This is a genomic window from Rhizobium sp. R711, from assembly GCF_002211365.1.
Lineage (GTDB): Bacteria > Pseudomonadota > Alphaproteobacteria > Rhizobiales > Rhizobiaceae > Rhizobium.
Map to the genome: position 1 here is coordinate 124,499 of NZ_LOKZ01000037.1, position 16,157 is coordinate 140,655.

The 16,157-nt window shown below is 59.6% G+C and carries 12 protein-coding genes; 4 read left to right on the plus strand and 8 right to left on the minus strand.

Annotated features, from left to right (window positions below; genetic code table 11):
* Positions 1–205: 205 nt before the first annotated feature.
* From ATY80_RS25535 to ung, 4 genes are all read right to left on the minus strand, one after another.
* A complete protein-coding gene (locus ATY80_RS25535; RefSeq protein ID WP_088695079.1) occupies positions 206–805 on the minus strand; it encodes a hypothetical protein in 600 nt (199 codons plus the stop codon).
* 169 nt (positions 806–974) lie between these two features.
* Positions 975–1,583, minus strand: coding sequence for an alpha/beta hydrolase (locus tag ATY80_RS25540; RefSeq protein ID WP_088695080.1), 609 nt, complete (start codon positions 1,581–1,583; stop codon positions 975–977).
* 11 nt (positions 1,584–1,594) lie between these two features.
* On the minus strand, positions 1,595–2,527 hold the full coding sequence (locus ATY80_RS25545; protein WP_088695081.1) for a VOC family protein: 933 nt from the start codon (positions 2,525–2,527) through the stop codon (positions 1,595–1,597).
* Between the two features lie 138 nt (positions 2,528–2,665).
* Positions 2,666–3,367, minus strand: coding sequence for a uracil-DNA glycosylase (gene ung, locus ATY80_RS25550; protein WP_088695082.1), 702 nt, complete (start codon positions 3,365–3,367; stop codon positions 2,666–2,668).
* Between the two features lie 155 nt (positions 3,368–3,522).
* On the opposite strand from ung, the gene ATY80_RS25555 reads away from it, so the two are divergent.
* From ATY80_RS25555 to ATY80_RS25570, 4 genes are all read left to right on the plus strand, one after another.
* Positions 3,523–4,947 carry a phosphomannomutase gene (locus ATY80_RS25555; RefSeq protein WP_088695083.1) on the plus strand — a complete coding sequence of 475 codons (1,425 nt, stop codon included), beginning with the start codon at positions 3,523–3,525 and terminating at the stop codon, positions 4,945–4,947.
* Between the two features lie 35 nt (positions 4,948–4,982).
* The gene (locus tag ATY80_RS25560; RefSeq protein ID WP_088695084.1) at positions 4,983–6,410 is read left to right on the plus strand and encodes a mannose-1-phosphate guanylyltransferase/mannose-6-phosphate isomerase; all 1,428 of its coding nucleotides are present in this window, start codon (positions 4,983–4,985) and stop codon (positions 6,408–6,410) included.
* Positions 6,411–6,505: 95 nt separating this feature from the next.
* The gene (locus ATY80_RS25565; protein ID WP_088695085.1) at positions 6,506–7,822 is read left to right on the plus strand and encodes a UDP-glucose/GDP-mannose dehydrogenase family protein; all 1,317 of its coding nucleotides are present in this window, start codon (positions 6,506–6,508) and stop codon (positions 7,820–7,822) included.
* 2 nt (positions 7,823–7,824) lie between these two features.
* Positions 7,825–8,841: an NAD-dependent epimerase gene (locus ATY80_RS25570; protein WP_088695086.1), complete on the plus strand. Its 1,017-nt coding sequence runs from the start codon at positions 7,825–7,827 to the stop codon at positions 8,839–8,841.
* Between the two features lie 15 nt (positions 8,842–8,856).
* Here ATY80_RS25570 and ATY80_RS25575 read toward each other — a convergent pair whose 3' ends face one another.
* From ATY80_RS25575 to ATY80_RS25590, 4 genes are all read right to left on the minus strand, one after another.
* The gene (locus tag ATY80_RS25575) at positions 8,857–10,638 is read right to left on the minus strand and encodes a GGDEF domain-containing phosphodiesterase (protein ID WP_088695087.1); all 1,782 of its coding nucleotides are present in this window, start codon (positions 10,636–10,638) and stop codon (positions 8,857–8,859) included.
* A gap of 183 nt (positions 10,639–10,821) precedes the next feature.
* Positions 10,822–11,718, minus strand: coding sequence for an NAD(P)-dependent oxidoreductase (locus ATY80_RS25580; RefSeq protein WP_088695088.1), 897 nt, complete (start codon positions 11,716–11,718; stop codon positions 10,822–10,824).
* Positions 11,715–12,698, minus strand: a complete 984-nt coding sequence (gene denD, locus ATY80_RS25585; RefSeq protein ID WP_088695089.1) for a D-erythronate dehydrogenase — start codon at positions 12,696–12,698, stop codon at positions 11,715–11,717. The genes ATY80_RS25580 and denD overlap by 4 nt, the downstream gene beginning before the upstream one ends.
* Before the next feature lie 142 nt (positions 12,699–12,840).
* Complete coding sequence (locus tag ATY80_RS25590) at positions 12,841–16,041, minus strand: efflux RND transporter permease subunit (protein ID WP_088695090.1); 3,201 nt, start codon at positions 16,039–16,041, stop codon at positions 12,841–12,843.
* Positions 16,042–16,157 lie beyond the last annotated feature (116 nt).

Below are 16,157 nucleotides of genomic sequence, written 5' to 3' on the forward strand. Positions count from 1 at the left end.
ATATTCGATCGACATTTCTGCTGAGCGTCACGACCGGCAGCGCCATCGACATAAAGCTCCGCATTTTCCCCGGTCAATTCGAGGCTGGCCCGCTGCGCACATCGCTGGAGCCCACACCCGGTGACGGCACAATCGCGCCCTACAGCCCCCCATTCTCGATGAAATCTCGTTTCGTCAACGGCACGGAGGGTTGGGCCCCTCGCCTTCAGGATGGCAACGCGACGCCACTGCGGATACCGGCCGAAACAGCGCTCGCCACTTTGGCTTCAACCTGCTTCTTGATGTAAACGGCCGTCACAAGATTCGCGAGCCGCGCGGCTTTCTCCGCATCGTCCGATGCTACTCCCACGCCGATGAGGTAGGTCAAGCCTTCGCCGCGAACCCGAACGGCGTCCTTGAAAGTCGACAATACCTCCCCAGCCGCCGTGTCGCCTGAGGCCGCGTTAGCACCGAATCCAATCCTGGACAGTAGCCGGTCCTTGAAGCGGTTGGATGCGAACTCCGGGTCAGCAAGCAGATTGCCGTCCTTGATCGCCTCCACCAACGCCGCATCGGATTGAATGATACGAACCTCGCCTTCCACTCGGGAGTTGTCGGTAAGCCCGTTTGTGGTGGCGGCGTCCAGGTCGAGGAGATTCTTTGAACTTGTATCGACAAGAACCACGACTGCGCGGTGTAGCGAGGCGTGAGCGAGAAGACCAGGGTGATGCTCACCAGGAAGATTGGTAGTCCCACTAGCAATATTGTCCGAGCTTGCCGGTGGGCCAATCCAAATCAGTATTCGGAGGTCTGCGACATCGTTCATGCGAATGCAAACCCTCAACAAGCTACAGCTGAATACTCGCTTAGGTTTTATCGCGCAAACAACTACCACAACAGAAACGCTTCACAACCAGAGATAAGCCTATTGGATTATCACCCTCCGCATTCGAATGGGGCCAGTGGGATGGCAATAACCAGCCCACTGGATTCGCTTATTGATACGGCTCGAAGAACCTGTGAATGGCGTCGATCTCGTTCTGCCTGATATCGTGCCCGCCTGCATGCCATTCCGTCGCGACGGAAGCGCGCTGTCCTTCGAAGTAGTCCGCCAAGGCCTTTGTCACGGGCGCCGGGCTGATCGGGTCGCGCTCGCCGGCCGTGATCAGTATCTTGCGCCCGATCAAGGCGGGATTTGCCTTCGGCTGAAACGGAATCAGCGGATGCATCAGAACCGAAGCATCGAATAGCCCCTTCTCGATCGACACGTTGGCGAGGATGTTTGCTCCGTTCGAAAAACCAAGACCGAGCACAGCGCTCGCCTCGTGTTGCTTGGCCAGCGTTGCGACAAAGGACGCCAACTTCTCCGTTGCCCGGCCAAGGTCCGCCATGTCGTAGACGCCCTCGCCGGTACGCTTGAAGAAGCGTGCGGCACCAAACTCCGAGACGTCCCCTCGCGGCGAGACAATCGTCGCTTCCGGCAGTAGGCGCCGCCCGAAATCGAAGAACTGGTTTTCGTCGCCCCCCGTTCCGTGCAGCATGAAGAGGATGGGCTTTCCGGGTGCACCGGCCTGCAGCCGGTGCACATAGCTATTATCGGTCATTGTGCGTCCCCTTAAGCTTCCAGTGGTTGCAAGTGCTGTTCAAGAAGGGCACGCAGGTGCTGATGTTGCTGTGGCAGCTTCAGTGCCTCGCCGAGATGTGCAGTGTCTTCGTCCCGGTTGAAGCCAGGCTCGTTGGTCGCAATCTCGAACAGGATGCCGCCCGGGGTCCGGAAATAAATCGCCCAGAAGTAATCACGGTCGATCACTGGGGTGACTTGGTAGCCGGTATCCATCAACGCCTTGCGGACCTCGAGCTGCTTCTCGCGATTTTCTACGGCAAAGGCCACGTGATGTACGGACCCAGCACCCGGCAGAGCGCGAGAGACATTTGGCATGGTTTCGAGATCGACGAGATGCGCGCCATTCCCACCTGGAATGGTCAGGCGCTTGACGCCATCGCGTTCTTCCTGAACTTCGTAGCCCATGAACTTGAGTAGTTCTGACGTGGCGCCATCATCGCGCAAACGCATCGCGACCGAGTGGAACCCGCGGATCGCATGATCCTCGCTGATGCCACCATGCGTCCAGGGCAGACGACTGTCATCCTTGACTTCAACCAGGGCAAAGCCATCACCATCGGGACCGGCAAAATTCAGACGCTTCTCGCCGAATGTTTCCTCGGTCTTCAGGCCGGTGACATTCAACTTGTTCAGGCGATCGCTCCAGAAGCCGATCGAGCCCTGCGGGACCGAGAAAACAGTCGTGCCGACTTCGCCGGTTCCCGGCCGACCTTGCGCCATTTTCGGGAATGGGAAGTAAGTCATGATCGTGCCGGGTGCACCGGTTTCGTCCCCATAATAGAGGTGATAGACATCGGGTGCGTCGAAGTTCACAGTCTTCTTGACGCGGCGCAGACCCAGCGTGTTGGTGAAGAACTGGCTGTTTGTGCGGGCATCCTCCGCCATTGATGTGACGTGGTGCAGACCCTTGATTTGATCAAGCATTTGAGACCCCTTTCTTGCCCGCCCAGCGGGCTTCGGATGGGGTATAGATGATCGCTGGGGACCGATTGGAATAGCCCCGACGACCGGAACGCATTGTCTCTTTTTGGTGAACGACAAAACGCAATCGTTCAGAGATGATTAGACGTCTCCCGGATTCACCGGCAATTGCCAGTCAATCGACGCCCGACCATGCGCCTGCAAAAAGGCATTGGCCTTGGAGAAATGGCTGCAGCCAAAAAAACCGTTGTGAGCGGAGAGCGGCGATGGATGCGGCGCCTTTAGCACGAGGTGACGCCTTGAATCGACGAAGGCCGCTTTGCGCTGAGCATAGGAGCCCCAGAGCATGAAGACGACGGCATCGCATTCGTCATTGATCTTACGAATGACCGCGTCGGTAAAACGCTCCCAGCCTTTGCCCTGATGTGACGCAGCCTGCGCCTCCTCAACTGTCAGCACGCTGTTCAGCAACAGGACGCCCTGCCGCGCCCAATGCTCCAGAAACCCGTGTCGCGCTGGCGTAATCCCCAGATCACTCTGCATTTCCTTGTAGATATTGACGAGCGAAGGCGGAATGCGAACGCCGGGTCGAACGCTGAAACAAAGTCCATGCGCCTGCCCTAGCCCGTGATAGGGATCCTGCCCCAGGATCACGACCTTGACATCCGCCAGTGGTGTCAGGTCGAGAGCACGGAAATATTCGGAACCCTTGGGAAATATCCGTTTGCCACCCTGCTTCTGGGCGAGGAGGAACGCCTTGAGTTGCTGCATATAAGGGCTGGTGAATTCGCCGGCGAGAGCGTTCCGCCAGCTCTCTTCCAATGCGATCGATTGTTCATTCATCGACGGTCCTCGCCCGCTCACACGCGCTTTCAGCTTGCCACGAGGCGGGAATTGGCAGACATTTTATTGTTCGCCGGGGTTCACTATTTACAAACGCTGAGTAGATTGCGGTCAAATCGTTGGCGAATTCAAGCGCATCCGGGGGCTTATTCAAAATGAAATTCGGAACGAGTGGGCTTCGCGGCCTGTCTGTCGACCTCAAGGGCCGGGCTTCGGCGCTTTATGCTACAGCCTTTGGCCGCTATCTACTCGACAGTGGGAGAGCCCACCGAGGCGATATTATCCTGATTGGCCAGGACTTCAGGGATTCCAGCCCGGAGATCGCAGCAAATTGCGCCGAAGCGCTTGATGGCCTCGGCTTCGACGTCCGCGACTGCGGCACCGTGCCAACGCCGGCGCTGGCCCTTTACGGCCTTCAAGAAAAGGCCGCCTGCCTGATGGTCACGGGCTCACACATTCCAGCCGATCGCAATGGCATAAAGTTCTACCGGCCGGACGGCGAGATCGACAAGGCAGACGAGGTTGCGATTACGACCGTGGCAACGGAACTCGATCGTGCCGGCTTTGCGTTTGCGCCTCGCGAGACAGAACCACAGGACGTTTCCGCCGAATGCCTGGCTGTTTTCCGCGAGCGAAATTTCAACCTCCTCCCTGCCGACGCGCTCGTCGGCCTGAAGGTCGGCGTCTACCAGCACAGCACCGTCGCCCGTGACCTGCTGGTGGAGTTCCTTGAGCATTTCGGCGCAACGGTCGTGCCGTTTGGCCGTTCGGAAATGTTCATACCCGTGGACACCGAAGCCGTTTCGGACAAGACGATTGTCAAACTCAAGGAAGTCGCAAGACAGCATGGCCTCGATGCGGTTGTTTCTGCGGATGGTGATGGCGATCGTCCTTTGGTGGCAGACGAAACCGGCATGCCATTGCGTGGCGACCTGCTCGGACTGATCGCTGCAAACTTTCTCGGTGCAAGATCAATCGTGACGCCCGTGACTTCAAATTCCGGCATAGAAACTGCTGGTCGCTTCAGCGTCATTCGCACCCGCGTCGGTTCTCCCTTTGTCATATCGGGGATGCAGGACACAGTAGCGGCTGGCCAGACCCATGTCGCCGGCTTCGAAGCAAACGGAGGCGTGCTGACCGCGAGCGACTTCGAGGTCAATGGTCAGGTGCTGCGCGCCCTGCCGACGCGCGATTGCTTCGTACCGATAGTGGCGGCGCTCGCTCTTGCCGCATCCAGACGCCAACCGCTTTCGACGATCGCCGCGTCGTACAATCTGCCGTTTGCCTCGGCCGACCGTCTTGAGAATTTCCCGGTGGAGACCAGTGCCCGATTGATGACCTATCTTCGCGCCGGCCCCGCCAATCTCGCGGTGTTTCTGCAGCCGATCGGTGAGGTCGGCAGCGTCAGGGACATTGACGGGCTTCGTATCACACTGGCGGATCGGCGCATCATTCATTTCCGCCCCTCGGGTAATGCTCCCGAAATGCGCTGCTACGCCGAGGCGGAAAGTGAAGCTGCCGCGGCGACGTTGCTGCGTTCCGGTCTGGAGCGAATCCGCTGGTGGGCGCAGGCGAATTGATTAGCGAAGCAATTAAATATTCAAGGACACTCCAAATGACACAGAAAATCGTTCCCGTGATCATGGCCGGCGGCAAGGGGACTCGCCTCTGGCCTCTGTCGCGTGCCGCAGCGCCGAAGCAGTTCATACAGTTCATCGGCGATAAGACGCTTTTCCAGGAAACGTTGCTGCGCGTGTCCGATCCATCGCTTTACGAGGCGCCCATCGTTCTCACGAACGAGGAATTCCGTTTTCTCGTCGCCGAGCAGGCACGTGAACTGGATATTGACCTCGCCGCCATCCTGCTCGAGCCGGTTGCCCGCAACACCGCCGCCGCTGTCGCAGCGGCAGCGACGGTCGTGAGCAAGCGCTTTAACGAAGACACGATCATGCATGTGCTCGGCTCCGACTATGAGATCGTCGCCGACGACAGCTATTTTGACTGCGTCCGCATCGCTGCCGCCACAGCCGCCCAAGGCAAGCTCGTGACCTTCGGCATCCAGCCAACCGAACCGGCAACCGGCTACGGCTATATCGAAGGCGGAGAAACGTTGGCGACCGGTGCACGGGTTGTGGCGCGCTTCATCGAAAAACCGCCACTCGCCAATGCGGAAGAGATGCTCGCCGCAGGCGGCTTCTACTGGAACTCCGGCATGTTCATGTTCTCGGTTTCATGTCTGCTCGATGAGTTGCGCACCCATGCTCCGGAGACGATCAACGCTGCCGGAGAGGCCGTTGCAAATGCAAAGACAGATCTCGATTTCACGCGCCTCGACAAGGCGACGTTCGCCACAAGCCCGAACATTTCGATCGACTACGCCATCATGGAGAAGACGAGCAACGCCGCCGTCGTCCCCTCGCCCTTCAAATGGTCGGACCTTGGCAGCTGGGATTCCGTCTGGAAGAGCGGCAGCCGCGACGAATATGGCAATGTGGCAGCCGGCAACACGACGGTCGTCAACACGAAGAACTCGCTCATCATGACTCATGGCGTGCATCTCGCCGTCCAGGGCATGGACGACATCGCTGTCATCGCCAGCGAGGACGCCGTCTATGTCGGGCGGTTGCAGGATAGCCAGGACGTCGGAAACCTGGTGAAAATGCTCGCTGCCGCCCCGTCGACATCGCAGCTGACAGAGACACACCCGACTTCCTACCGCCCGTGGGGCGGTTATACATCGGTGCTGAACGGCGACCGCTTCCAGGTCAAGCGCATCTTCGTCACGCCGGGTAAGAAGCTGTCGCTACAAAAGCACCATCACCGCTCCGAGCACTGGATCGTCGTCAAGGGCACGGCCGAAGTGACGATCGGCGAAAACGTGCAAATGCTCAGGGAAAACGAATCCGTTTACATCCCGCTCGGCGAAATCCATCGCCTCGCCAATCCGGGCAAGATCATGCTTGAACTGATCGAAGTCCAGACCGGGTCCTATCTCGGAGAGGACGATATCATCCGCATCGTCGATGAGTTCGGACGCAGCTGATCACTGTTGTCTTGAACTTATAAACTTCCGCCTGTAACACGATCGCGGTCCCGCCAACCGGCCGGGCCGCGATCGCTATCTCAGGGAATGAATCCATGCGTATTGTGATGATTGGCTCGGGTTATGTCGGCCTCGTCTCGGGTGCCTGCCTTGCCGATTTCGGCCATCATGTCACTTGTGTCGACAAGTCCGCCGCGAAGATCGACGCCCTGGAAGCCGGCAAAGTTCCGATTTTCGAACCCGGTCTCGACAACATCATTGAGCATAACCGCACCGCTGGTCGCCTGGATTTTTCGAAAGAGCTGGCGACATCTGTTGCGAAAGCGGACGTCGTCTTCATCGCCGTCGGCACACCGTCGCGCCGTGGCGATGGCCATGCGGACCTGAGTTACGTCTATGCCGCCGCCCGCGAGATAGCAGCTGCTGTCTCCGGGTTCACCGTCGTCGTCACCAAGTCGACCGTTCCTGTCGGCACCGGCGACGAGATCGAGCGCATCTTCCGCGAGGAATTCCCCGAGAAAGACATTTCTGTCGTTTCTAACCCGGAATTCCTGCGCGAGGGCGCGGCAATCACCGACTTTAAGCGCCCTGATCGCATCGTTCTCGGCACCGAGGAGCCGCGCGCAGTCGAAATCATGCGCGAGGTCTACCGCCCCCTCTATCTCAACGAAGCGCCGCTCTATTTCTGCGAACGCCGCACCTCCGAGCTGATTAAGTACGCGGCCAACGCCTTCCTCGCCATGAAGATCACCTTCATCAACGAGATCGCTGACCTTTGTGAACAGATCGGCGCCGACGTACAGAAGGTGGCCAAGGGCATCGGCATGGACAAGCGCATCGGCGACAAGTTCCTGCATGCCGGCCCCGGCTACGGCGGTTCCTGCTTCCCCAAGGACACACTGGCGCTGGTCAAGACTGCCCAGGATCACGACAGCCCGGTTCGCCTCATCGAGACCACCGTTGCGATCAACGACAACCGCAAGCGTGCCATGGGCCGCAAGGTGATCGCCGCCTGCGACGGCAATGTTCGGGGCAAGAAGATCGCTATCCTCGGTCTGACCTTCAAGCCGAACACCGACGACATGCGCGACGCACCGTCGATCACCGTCATCCAGGCGCTGCTGGACGGCGGCGCCAACGTTCATGCCTACGATCCGGAAGGCATGGAAATGGCGAAAGAGGTCATCGGCCCGATCACCTACGGCAACGACCCATATGAGATTGCCGAAGGCGCGGACGCCATCGTCATCGTGACGGAATGGGACGAATTCCGGGCGCTCGATCTCAAGCGGATGAAATCGCTCGTCAAGACACCAACGATCGTTGACCTGCGCAACATCTATCCTGTCGCCGAAGTCACAAAGCACGGCTTCAGCTATTTCGCTGTCGGAAAGAAGAACGAGAAGAAGTAGAGATGCGTTATTTCATCACCGGCACTGCGGGCTTTATCGGCTTTCATCTCGCCCGCCGCTTGCTGCAGGATGGCCACGAAGTCGTCGGCTTCGACGGCATGACGCACTACTACAATATCAAGCTGAAGCACATGCGCAACGCGGCGCTGGCCCAGTTTCCGGCCTTTCGCCCGGTGACAGCGATGCTGGAAGATCGCAAGGCCCTGGAAGAGGCCGTGGCGAGCGCTGCGCCCGATGTCATCGTGCATCTCGCAGCCCAGGCCGGCGTACGCTATAGCCTCGAAAATCCGAAAGCCTATCTGACGTCCAACCTGGAAGGCTCCTGGAATATCCTCGAGATCGCCAAGGACGTCGGGGTCAACCATCTCATGCTGGCTTCGACCTCATCGATCTACGGTGCCAACCCGTCCATTCCGTTCCGCGAGATAGACCGGGCGGACGAGCCGCTGACCTTCTATGCGGCGACAAAAAAATCGATGGAACTGATGGCGCACAGCTATGCCCATCTCCATAAGGTCCCGACAACAGCCTTCCGTTTCTTTACCGTCTACGGCCCCTGGGGCCGTCCTGACATGGCTCTCTTCAAGTTCGTCAAGAACATGCTGGAGGATCAGCCGATCGAGATTTATGGCGAAGGCCAGATGAGCCGCGACTTCACCTATATCGACGACCTCGTGGAGGCGATCGTTCGACTGTCGTCCGTCGTCCCGTCGGAAGCCAATCGCGTGGCCGACGAACAGGTGGAGACGCTCTCGCATCAGGCGCCGTTCCGTGTCGTGAACATCGGTGGCGGTCAGCCGGAGAATCTGATGACCTTCGTCGAAACCGTCGAAAAAGCGGTCGGCCAGCCGGCAAAGCGGAAGATGCTGCCAATGCAAAAGGGCGACGTGCCGCGCACCTTTGCCAGCCCTGACTTGCTGGTGGCCCTGACTGGATACAAGCCGGAGACGACGCTGGATGTCGGCGTGAAGGCCTTCGTCGACTGGTATCTGGAAGCACGCGACGAACTCGAGCCATAGAGACACTGCAACCGGCTAGCGGCGAAGATTGGCCGCCTGCGTCGCCTTTTTCGAAACGAAAATGCTGTCGATCTCTGATGCCGGTAGCGGATGACCGAGCGCGAAGCCCTGCAGCGTTTGGCAGCCAAGCTTGGCGAGCGTCACGGCATGGTTTTCAGTCTCCACACCCTCAGCGATCACGTCGACACCGAGCGCCTTGCCGATCTCGACAATCGACTTGACGACGCGACGCTGCTCGGAGGAAGTATCCACTTCGTTGACCAATTGCCGATCGATCTTGAGCCGAGCCGGGCGCAGCCGCACGAGGCCGATGAGCGACGCGTGGCCCGAGCCGAAATCATCGATCTCGATCTCGATCCCCATTTGCTTGATGCGGTCGACCGTCTGCAGAAGTTCATCGTCGCAGTCATCCAGAAAGATGGTCTCGACCAATTCGAAAACCAGGGCACCTTCCGGTATCTCGAGCGTCTCCAGATCGTCGATCAATTGCGGATCATAGAGGCGCTGTCCCGAAATATTGACCGATATCCGAGGCAAGGTTGTACCGTGCTGCTCCCACGTCAGGCGGTCCGCGAGCACGCGTCGCAGGATCGAAGCATCGATCTCGGACGACAAGCCGAACTCGTCGGCGATCTTCAGGAATATGCCGGGCGAGAGCGTGCCGCGCTCGCTGTGATGCCAGCGCGCCAATGCCTCGATGCCCACGACATCGCGAGTGTTGGCATCGAGCTGCAACTGGTAAAACGGAATGATATCGCCCTGTTCCAGCGCAAGCTTCAGCTCTTCGGCAAGGCGCCGCTTGCCCATCAGATCGTCTTTGAGCTGCTGCGAGAAGAACTCGATGCGGTCGCGCCCTGATGTCTTTGCCTGATAGAGCGCGATATCAGACTCGGCGAGCAGATTGGAGCCAGAGCGATCTGCCGACCAGGAAATGCCGATCGACGCTCCCGATTGCAGCATTTCGTGGCCAAAGCGGATCTTCTTCTTCAGGCGCCGCTGCACGTCACGCGCCATCCGGTTCAGTTCCGTCAACCCTCCGAAATTGACGAGCAGAATAACGAATTCGTCGCCACCGATACGTGCCGCCATTGTGGCTTTCGGAATGGCAGCCTCAATCCGCAAGGCTGCGGCACGCAATACGGTGTCGCCCGCCGCATGGCCATGACTGTCGTTGATCTGCTTAAACTCGTCGAGGTCGAGATGCAGGACCGCGAGTGTGGAGACTGAGGCGTCTTCGGCCAGTTCCGCCAGGCGCTTGTCGAAAAGGCGGCGGTTGGGAAGGCCCGTCAGATAGTCGTGCTCCGCCGCATATTCGATGCGTGCGCTGCTCTGTTCCAAAGCGAGGGCCCGTGCCTCGGCGACCGCGCGCTGCCGCGCCGCCTCGTTCGCAAGGAGTACATCAGAGGTAACATCCCACTCAGCACCGATGAAGGAGGGAGACCCTTCCTCGTTCACGTAGAAATGAGCGCGCGATCGGATATGTCTTATCTCTCCGCTCGGCCAGACGATCCGGAATTCCGAATTATATTGCCCGCCTCTGGCAGCAGCGTCGTCGAACTCTTTCTCGGCGCGTTCTCGATCGTCGGGGTGAATCGCGTTTGACCAGACGGCGGTCGGAACCGGACCGTTCTGCATTCCGGTCTGGTAAAGTCGATGCATCTGGACATCCCAGGAGATCTCATTCTGATCGAGGTTGTGCTCCCATACGCCAATCTGTGACGCATCGAGTGCAAGCTCAAGGCGCCGCAGGATGTCCTGGAACTCTCGTTCGGACCGTGTGGGACTGCTCGATACCAACGCCGTCCTAGCCTCACGTAACTTCAAGTTACAGTATGGTGTCAGACCTCCAATGAGGAAGTTCATTATGCGTGCCGAACCAACCTTTTGGCGAGAGATTAATTAGAACGCACTAAAAATCCATCAACAATTGCAGGCCGAATGCGTCACCAATCTTGTCAGAGACCCGAGTGTCTAGGCAATTCAGCCTTTCGAGGAACGACCGTTCTTTTCCTCGAGCTGCAACAACAGACCACTGTGATCGGTCTCACCGCCACCGTGCTCGACAAACTCGGCAAACTCGGCACGGACCGCTTCCGTCAGAGGTAGAGTCAAAGCGAGACTTCCTGCCGTCGCCATAATGTTGTTCAGGTCCTTCAGCTGCAGTTTTGAAGGGCCGGCGGTGCCAAAGTCACGATCGACCATTCGCTGGCCGTGGACATCAAGAATACGACTTTCGGCAAAGCCGCCCCGGATCGCCCGGCGGAACGCCTCGCGCGAACCGCCACCCGCCTCAACGAGCAGCATCGCCTCGGCCACGGCACCTATCGTTATTGCAACAATCTGCTGGTTCCCGAGCTTTGCAAGCTGGCCGCAACCGCTGGGTCCAACATGGGTAACCCGGCCAAGTGGCGCAAAGACGTCAGCCAGCTCGTCGATCAAAGCGGCATCGCCGCCCGCCATGATCGCGAGCGTACCGGCAGTCGCCCCAACCACGCCGCCCGAGACCGGCGCATCGAGATGACTGATGCCACGCTCGGCGAGCTTCAACGCATGTTCGCGCGCCGCGTCCGGGGAAATGGAACTGGAATCGATGACGACCGCGCCTGCGTCAAGCGCCTCTGCGGCACCCTGTTTGAACAGTACGTCCTCCACTGCCTTTCCATCAGTCAGCATGGTGAGCACCACAGATGCCCTTCTGACAGCTTCAGCGGGCGTATCGGCCACAACCGCGCCATCGCGAACAAGGTCTTGCGCCTTCGCGCGATTGCGGTTCCAGACCGTGACGGCAAAGCCCGAGCGCAGCAGCCTACGAGCCATCGGCGCTCCCATCAGCCCGGTTCCCAGAAACGCAATACTGCGCGATTTTCCGGTCGTCATAGCCGCCCTCCCAGTTCATCCTCGATATGCACGCGAATAATGTCGTCGAACGAAGCATCGGCGACGAAACCCAGCTTCTTCGCGCGCTCGGCCTCGAATGCCTGCGGCCAGCCGGACACGATCTTCATGACCAACTCGTCGGGTTCGCGTCGGATGAGGCCGACGGCCTTCTCCCCTGCGATCTTGCGCAACGCCTCAATCTGTTCTCCGACGGTAGCGCTGACACCTGGCATCGTCAGGCTGCGGCGTGCGCCGAGTGGCTGGAGGTCGATGCTGGCGGCATGGATCAGAAAGCCGACCGCCGAACGCGGCGACGCATGCCAATGGCGGACAGTTTCGGGCACCGGCAGGATCGCCTCCTGCCCGATCAACGGCTCGCGCACAATGCCGGAGAAGAAGCCGGAGGCAGCCTTATTCGGTTTGCCGGGACGGACGCAGATCGTCGGCAACCGGATGCCAATGCCGTCGATGAAGCCTCGGCGCGTGTAGTCCGCCAGCAGCAATTCGCCCATCGCCTTCTGGGTGCCGTAGCTCGTCAGTGGCGTGAGATTGAAATCGTCAGGAATTACCTCGGGGAAAGGCGCTCCGAAGACCGCAATGGACGAGGTGAAGACGACGCAGGGCCGATAACTGTCCTGCAGATGCGCAGCACGGATCGCCTCAAGAAGAGCACGCGTGCCCTCGAGGTTGATTCCGTAGCCTTTTTCGAAATCCAGCTCAGCCTCGCCGGACACGATCGCAGCCAGATGAAACACCACATCCGGCCGCGAGGCGACAATTCGCGCGGCCTGCCCTGGGGCAGAAACGTCGGCAGCGCTCGTCTCCACACGGCCGGCAAAGCCGTCCGTGGCGGCCGGTGTGACGACGTCGACAAGGGAAAGGCGAGTGATGGCCTGGCCTGCGAGACGCCCGTCCGCGACGAGTCGCGCCGTCAATTTGCGCCCGATCATTCCCGCTGCACCGATAATCGCGATATGCATTGGCCGCCTCCATCAGTCCTTGCAGCGCGCGACTCCCCTCGCCCGCGCATGCTCTTCGAGACATAGCCGCATGGCCGGTTCATGAAAACAGGAAAGGCGGAGCAATGCTCCGCCTTTCCACGTCTCGCCGCCTGAGTGGGGGCTATTCGGCAGCGAGTCGTATGATTTCGGCTTCCTCTGCGTCGTGCTCGTGCTCTTTGTGCTGGATCAGCGGGCGGTTGCCCGACAGTTTGCGAACCAGCACGTAGAAGACAGGCGTCATGAAGATGCCGAAGAAGGTAACGCCGATCATGCCCGAGAACACCGCGACACCCATGGCGGCGCGCATCTCGGCACCAGCACCGGTTGAGACGACCAGCGGCACGACACCCATGATGAAGGCCATGGAAGTCATCAGGATCGGACGCAGACGCAACCTACTTGCCTCGATGGCAGCCTGAACCGGAGTCCGTCCTTCGAATTCCAGCTCGCGGGCGAATTCCACTATCAGGATCGCGTTTTTCGCCGAGAGGCCGACAAGAACCACCAGACCGATCTGCGTGAAGATGTTGTTGTCTCCACCGGTCAGCCAGACGCCTGTCAACGCAGCCAGCACGCCCATCGGCACGATCATGATGATCGCGATCGGAAGGGCAAGGCTCTCGTACTGTGCAGCGAGCACCAGGAATACGAGCAGCAGTGCCAGCGGGAAGACGATCACGCCGGAGTTGCCCGCCAGGATCTGCTGATAGGTCAGATCCGTCCATTCGAAGCTGATGCCCTTCGGCAAGGTCTCGTCGGCGATCTTTTCGATCGCTGCCTGAGCCTGGCCGGAGGAGAAGCCCGGAGCTGGACCGCCGTTGATATCGGCGGAGAGGAAACCGTTATAACGGTTGGTCCGCTCCGGCCCGGTTGTCGCGTTCACCTTCAGGAGCGCAGACAGCGGGATCATCTGGCCCGATGCCGAACGAACCTTCAGCTTGCCGATATCCTCGGGCTGGGCCCGGAACTTGGCATCGGCCTGGACACGCACGCTGTAGGTACGGCCGAAGGCGTTGAAGTCGTTGACATAGAGCGAACCGAGATAGATCTGCAGCGTCTCGAAAACATCGGTTACCGGGACGCCCAGCTGTTCCGCCTTCTCACGGTCGAGATCGGCATAGAGCTGCGGAACATTGATCTGGTATGCGGAGAAGATGCCCGTCAGCTCCGGCGTCTGGTAGGCCTTGGCGATCATCGCCTTGTTGGCCTCGTCGAGCACCTGATAGCCGAGACCAGCGCGGTCTTCGAGCTGCATCTTGAAGCCACCCGTCGTGCCGAGACCGTTGACCGGCGGCGGCGGGAACATCGCGATGAAGGCATCCTGGATCGCCCCGAACTTCTGGTTCAGGGACATGGCGATCGCACCGCCCGAAAGCGCCGGCGACTTGCGCTCCTCGAAATCCTTCAGCGTCACGAAGACGATGCCGGCGTTCGACGAATTGGTGAAGCCGTTGATCGACAGGCCCGGGAAGGCAATCGCATGGGCAACACCAGGCTCGGCCATGGCGATGTCGCTCATCCGCTTGATGACGTCTTCGGTGCGGTCGAGGCTCGCGGCATCCGGCAGCTGGGCAAAGCCGATCAGATACTGCTTGTCCTGCGCCGGCACGAAGCCACCCGGCACCGCATTGAATAGCCCGTAGGTCGCGCCCGCAAGCACCACATAAACAAGCATGACGATGCTCTTGCGCGACAGCAGACCGCCGACGCCCTTGCCATAGCCCCGCGAACCAGCGCCGAAGGCTTTGTTGAAGCCACGGAAGAACCAGCCGAAAACCGCGTCCATAGCGCGTGTCAGCCAGTCACGCTTGGCGTGATGGTCCTGCAATAGCAGCGAAGCCAGAGCAGGAGACAGCGTCAGGGAGTTGAAGGCCGAAATGACCGTCGAGATCGCGATCGTCAGCGCGAACTGACGATAGAACTGTCCGGAGAGACCACTAATGAAGGCGAGCGGCACGAAAACAGCGACGAGCACCAGCGCGATCGCGATGATCGGGCCAGACACTTCCTTCATGGCCTTGTAGGTGGCAGCCCGCGGGCTGAGGCCGTTTTCGATGTTTCGCTCGACGTTTTCGACCACGACGATCGCGTCGTCCACCACGATACCAATCGCCAGCACGAGGCCGAAGAGACTGAGCGCATTGATGGAGAAGCCGAAGACATACATCACCGCGAACGTGCCGATGATCGAGACCGGAACGGCAATCAGCGGGATGATCGAGGCGCGCCATGTCTGCAGGAACAGAATGACGACGATAACGACGAGCGCGATGGCTTCGAGCAACGTGTCGACGACCTTCTCGATCGATGAACGAACGAACTTCGTCGTGTCATAGACGATCTCGTAGCTGACGCCGTCAGGCATGGCGGTCTTCAGCTCTTCCATCGTCTTCTGGACTTCGTCCGAGATGGTGATGGCGTTCGAACCCGGAGACTGGAAGACCGGGATGGCGACTGCCGGCTTGCCATCGAGGATCGAGCGCAGCGAGTAATCGGCGGCACCGAGTTCGATGCGGGCGACGTCGCGCAGGCGGGTGATCTCGCCGTTCGTGCCGGTCTTGACGATGATGTTGCCGAATTGCTCAGGCGTCTGAAGACGGCCCTGCGCATTGACGTTGAGCTGCAGGTCTACACCCGACAGGCTTGGCGAAGCGCCGATGGTGCCGGCTGCGGCCTGCACGTTCTGGCCGCGGATCGCATTGGTGACGTCGCTGGCGGCAAGCCCATGTTCGGCAGCCTTCTGCGGGTCGATCCAGACGCGCATCGAATAGTCGCCCGAACCGAAGACCTGTACCTGGCCGACACCATCGATGCGCGCCAGCCGGTCCTTGATGTTGAGGACGCCGTAGTTGCGAAGATAGGTGATGTCGTATCGGTTGTCAGGCGAGATCAGGTTCACGACCATCATCAGGTCGGGAGAGCTCTTGACCGTCGTGATACCGATAGTCTTCACCTCTTCCGGCAGGCGCGGTTCGGCCTGCGACACGCGGTTCTGAACGAGCTGCTGTGCCTTGTCGGGGTCGGTGCCAAGCTTGAAGGTGACCGTCAGCGTCATGACGCCATCCGATGTCGCCTGGCTGGACATGTAGAGCATGCCCTCGACGCCATTGATCTGCTCTTCGAGCGGCGTGGCAACGGTCTGCGCGATAACCTCCGGGTTTGCGCCGGGATAGGTAGCGCGCACGACGATTGATGGCGGAACGACCTCCGGATATTCGGAAATCGGCAATGATCGCAGACCAAGCAGACCGGCGACCACGATGAGGACCGATAGGACTCCGGCGAACACCGGACGGTCGACAAAGAATCTGGAGAAATTCATTTCAAAGCCCTCTCCGGGATGAAACTATGATGCAACGACCCTCTCCGGCGGTTGGGAGGCCGCCGGTGGATCACGTCATTTCGGATTTCCGCGGAGCGCCGAAACGCCCCGGATGC

Coding starts and splice junctions, on each gene's coding strand:
- ATY80_RS25555 (WP_088695083.1), top strand. CDS start 3,523: ATGAAATTCGGAACGAGTGGGCTTCGCGGCCTGTCTGTCGACCTCAAG.
- ATY80_RS25540 (WP_088695080.1), bottom strand. CDS start 1,583: ATGACCGATAATAGCTATGTGCACCGGCTGCAGGCCGGTGCACCCGGA.
- ATY80_RS25535 (WP_088695079.1), bottom strand. CDS start 805: ATGAACGATGTCGCAGACCTCCGAATACTGATTTGGATTGGCCCACCG.
- ATY80_RS25545 (WP_088695081.1), bottom strand. CDS start 2,527: ATGCTTGATCAAATCAAGGGTCTGCACCACGTCACATCAATGGCGGAG.
- ATY80_RS25580 (WP_088695088.1), bottom strand. CDS start 11,718: ATGACGACCGGAAAATCGCGCAGTATTGCGTTTCTGGGAACCGGGCTG.
- ATY80_RS25570 (WP_088695086.1), top strand. CDS start 7,825: ATGCGTTATTTCATCACCGGCACTGCGGGCTTTATCGGCTTTCATCTC.
- ATY80_RS25590 (WP_088695090.1), bottom strand. CDS start 16,041: ATGAATTTCTCCAGATTCTTTGTCGACCGTCCGGTGTTCGCCGGAGTC.
- ATY80_RS25565 (WP_088695085.1), top strand. CDS start 6,506: ATGCGTATTGTGATGATTGGCTCGGGTTATGTCGGCCTCGTCTCGGGT.
- ATY80_RS25560 (WP_088695084.1), top strand. CDS start 4,983: ATGACACAGAAAATCGTTCCCGTGATCATGGCCGGCGGCAAGGGGACT.
- denD (WP_088695089.1), bottom strand. CDS start 12,698: ATGCATATCGCGATTATCGGTGCAGCGGGAATGATCGGGCGCAAATTG.
- ung (WP_088695082.1), bottom strand. CDS start 3,367: ATGAATGAACAATCGATCGCATTGGAAGAGAGCTGGCGGAACGCTCTC.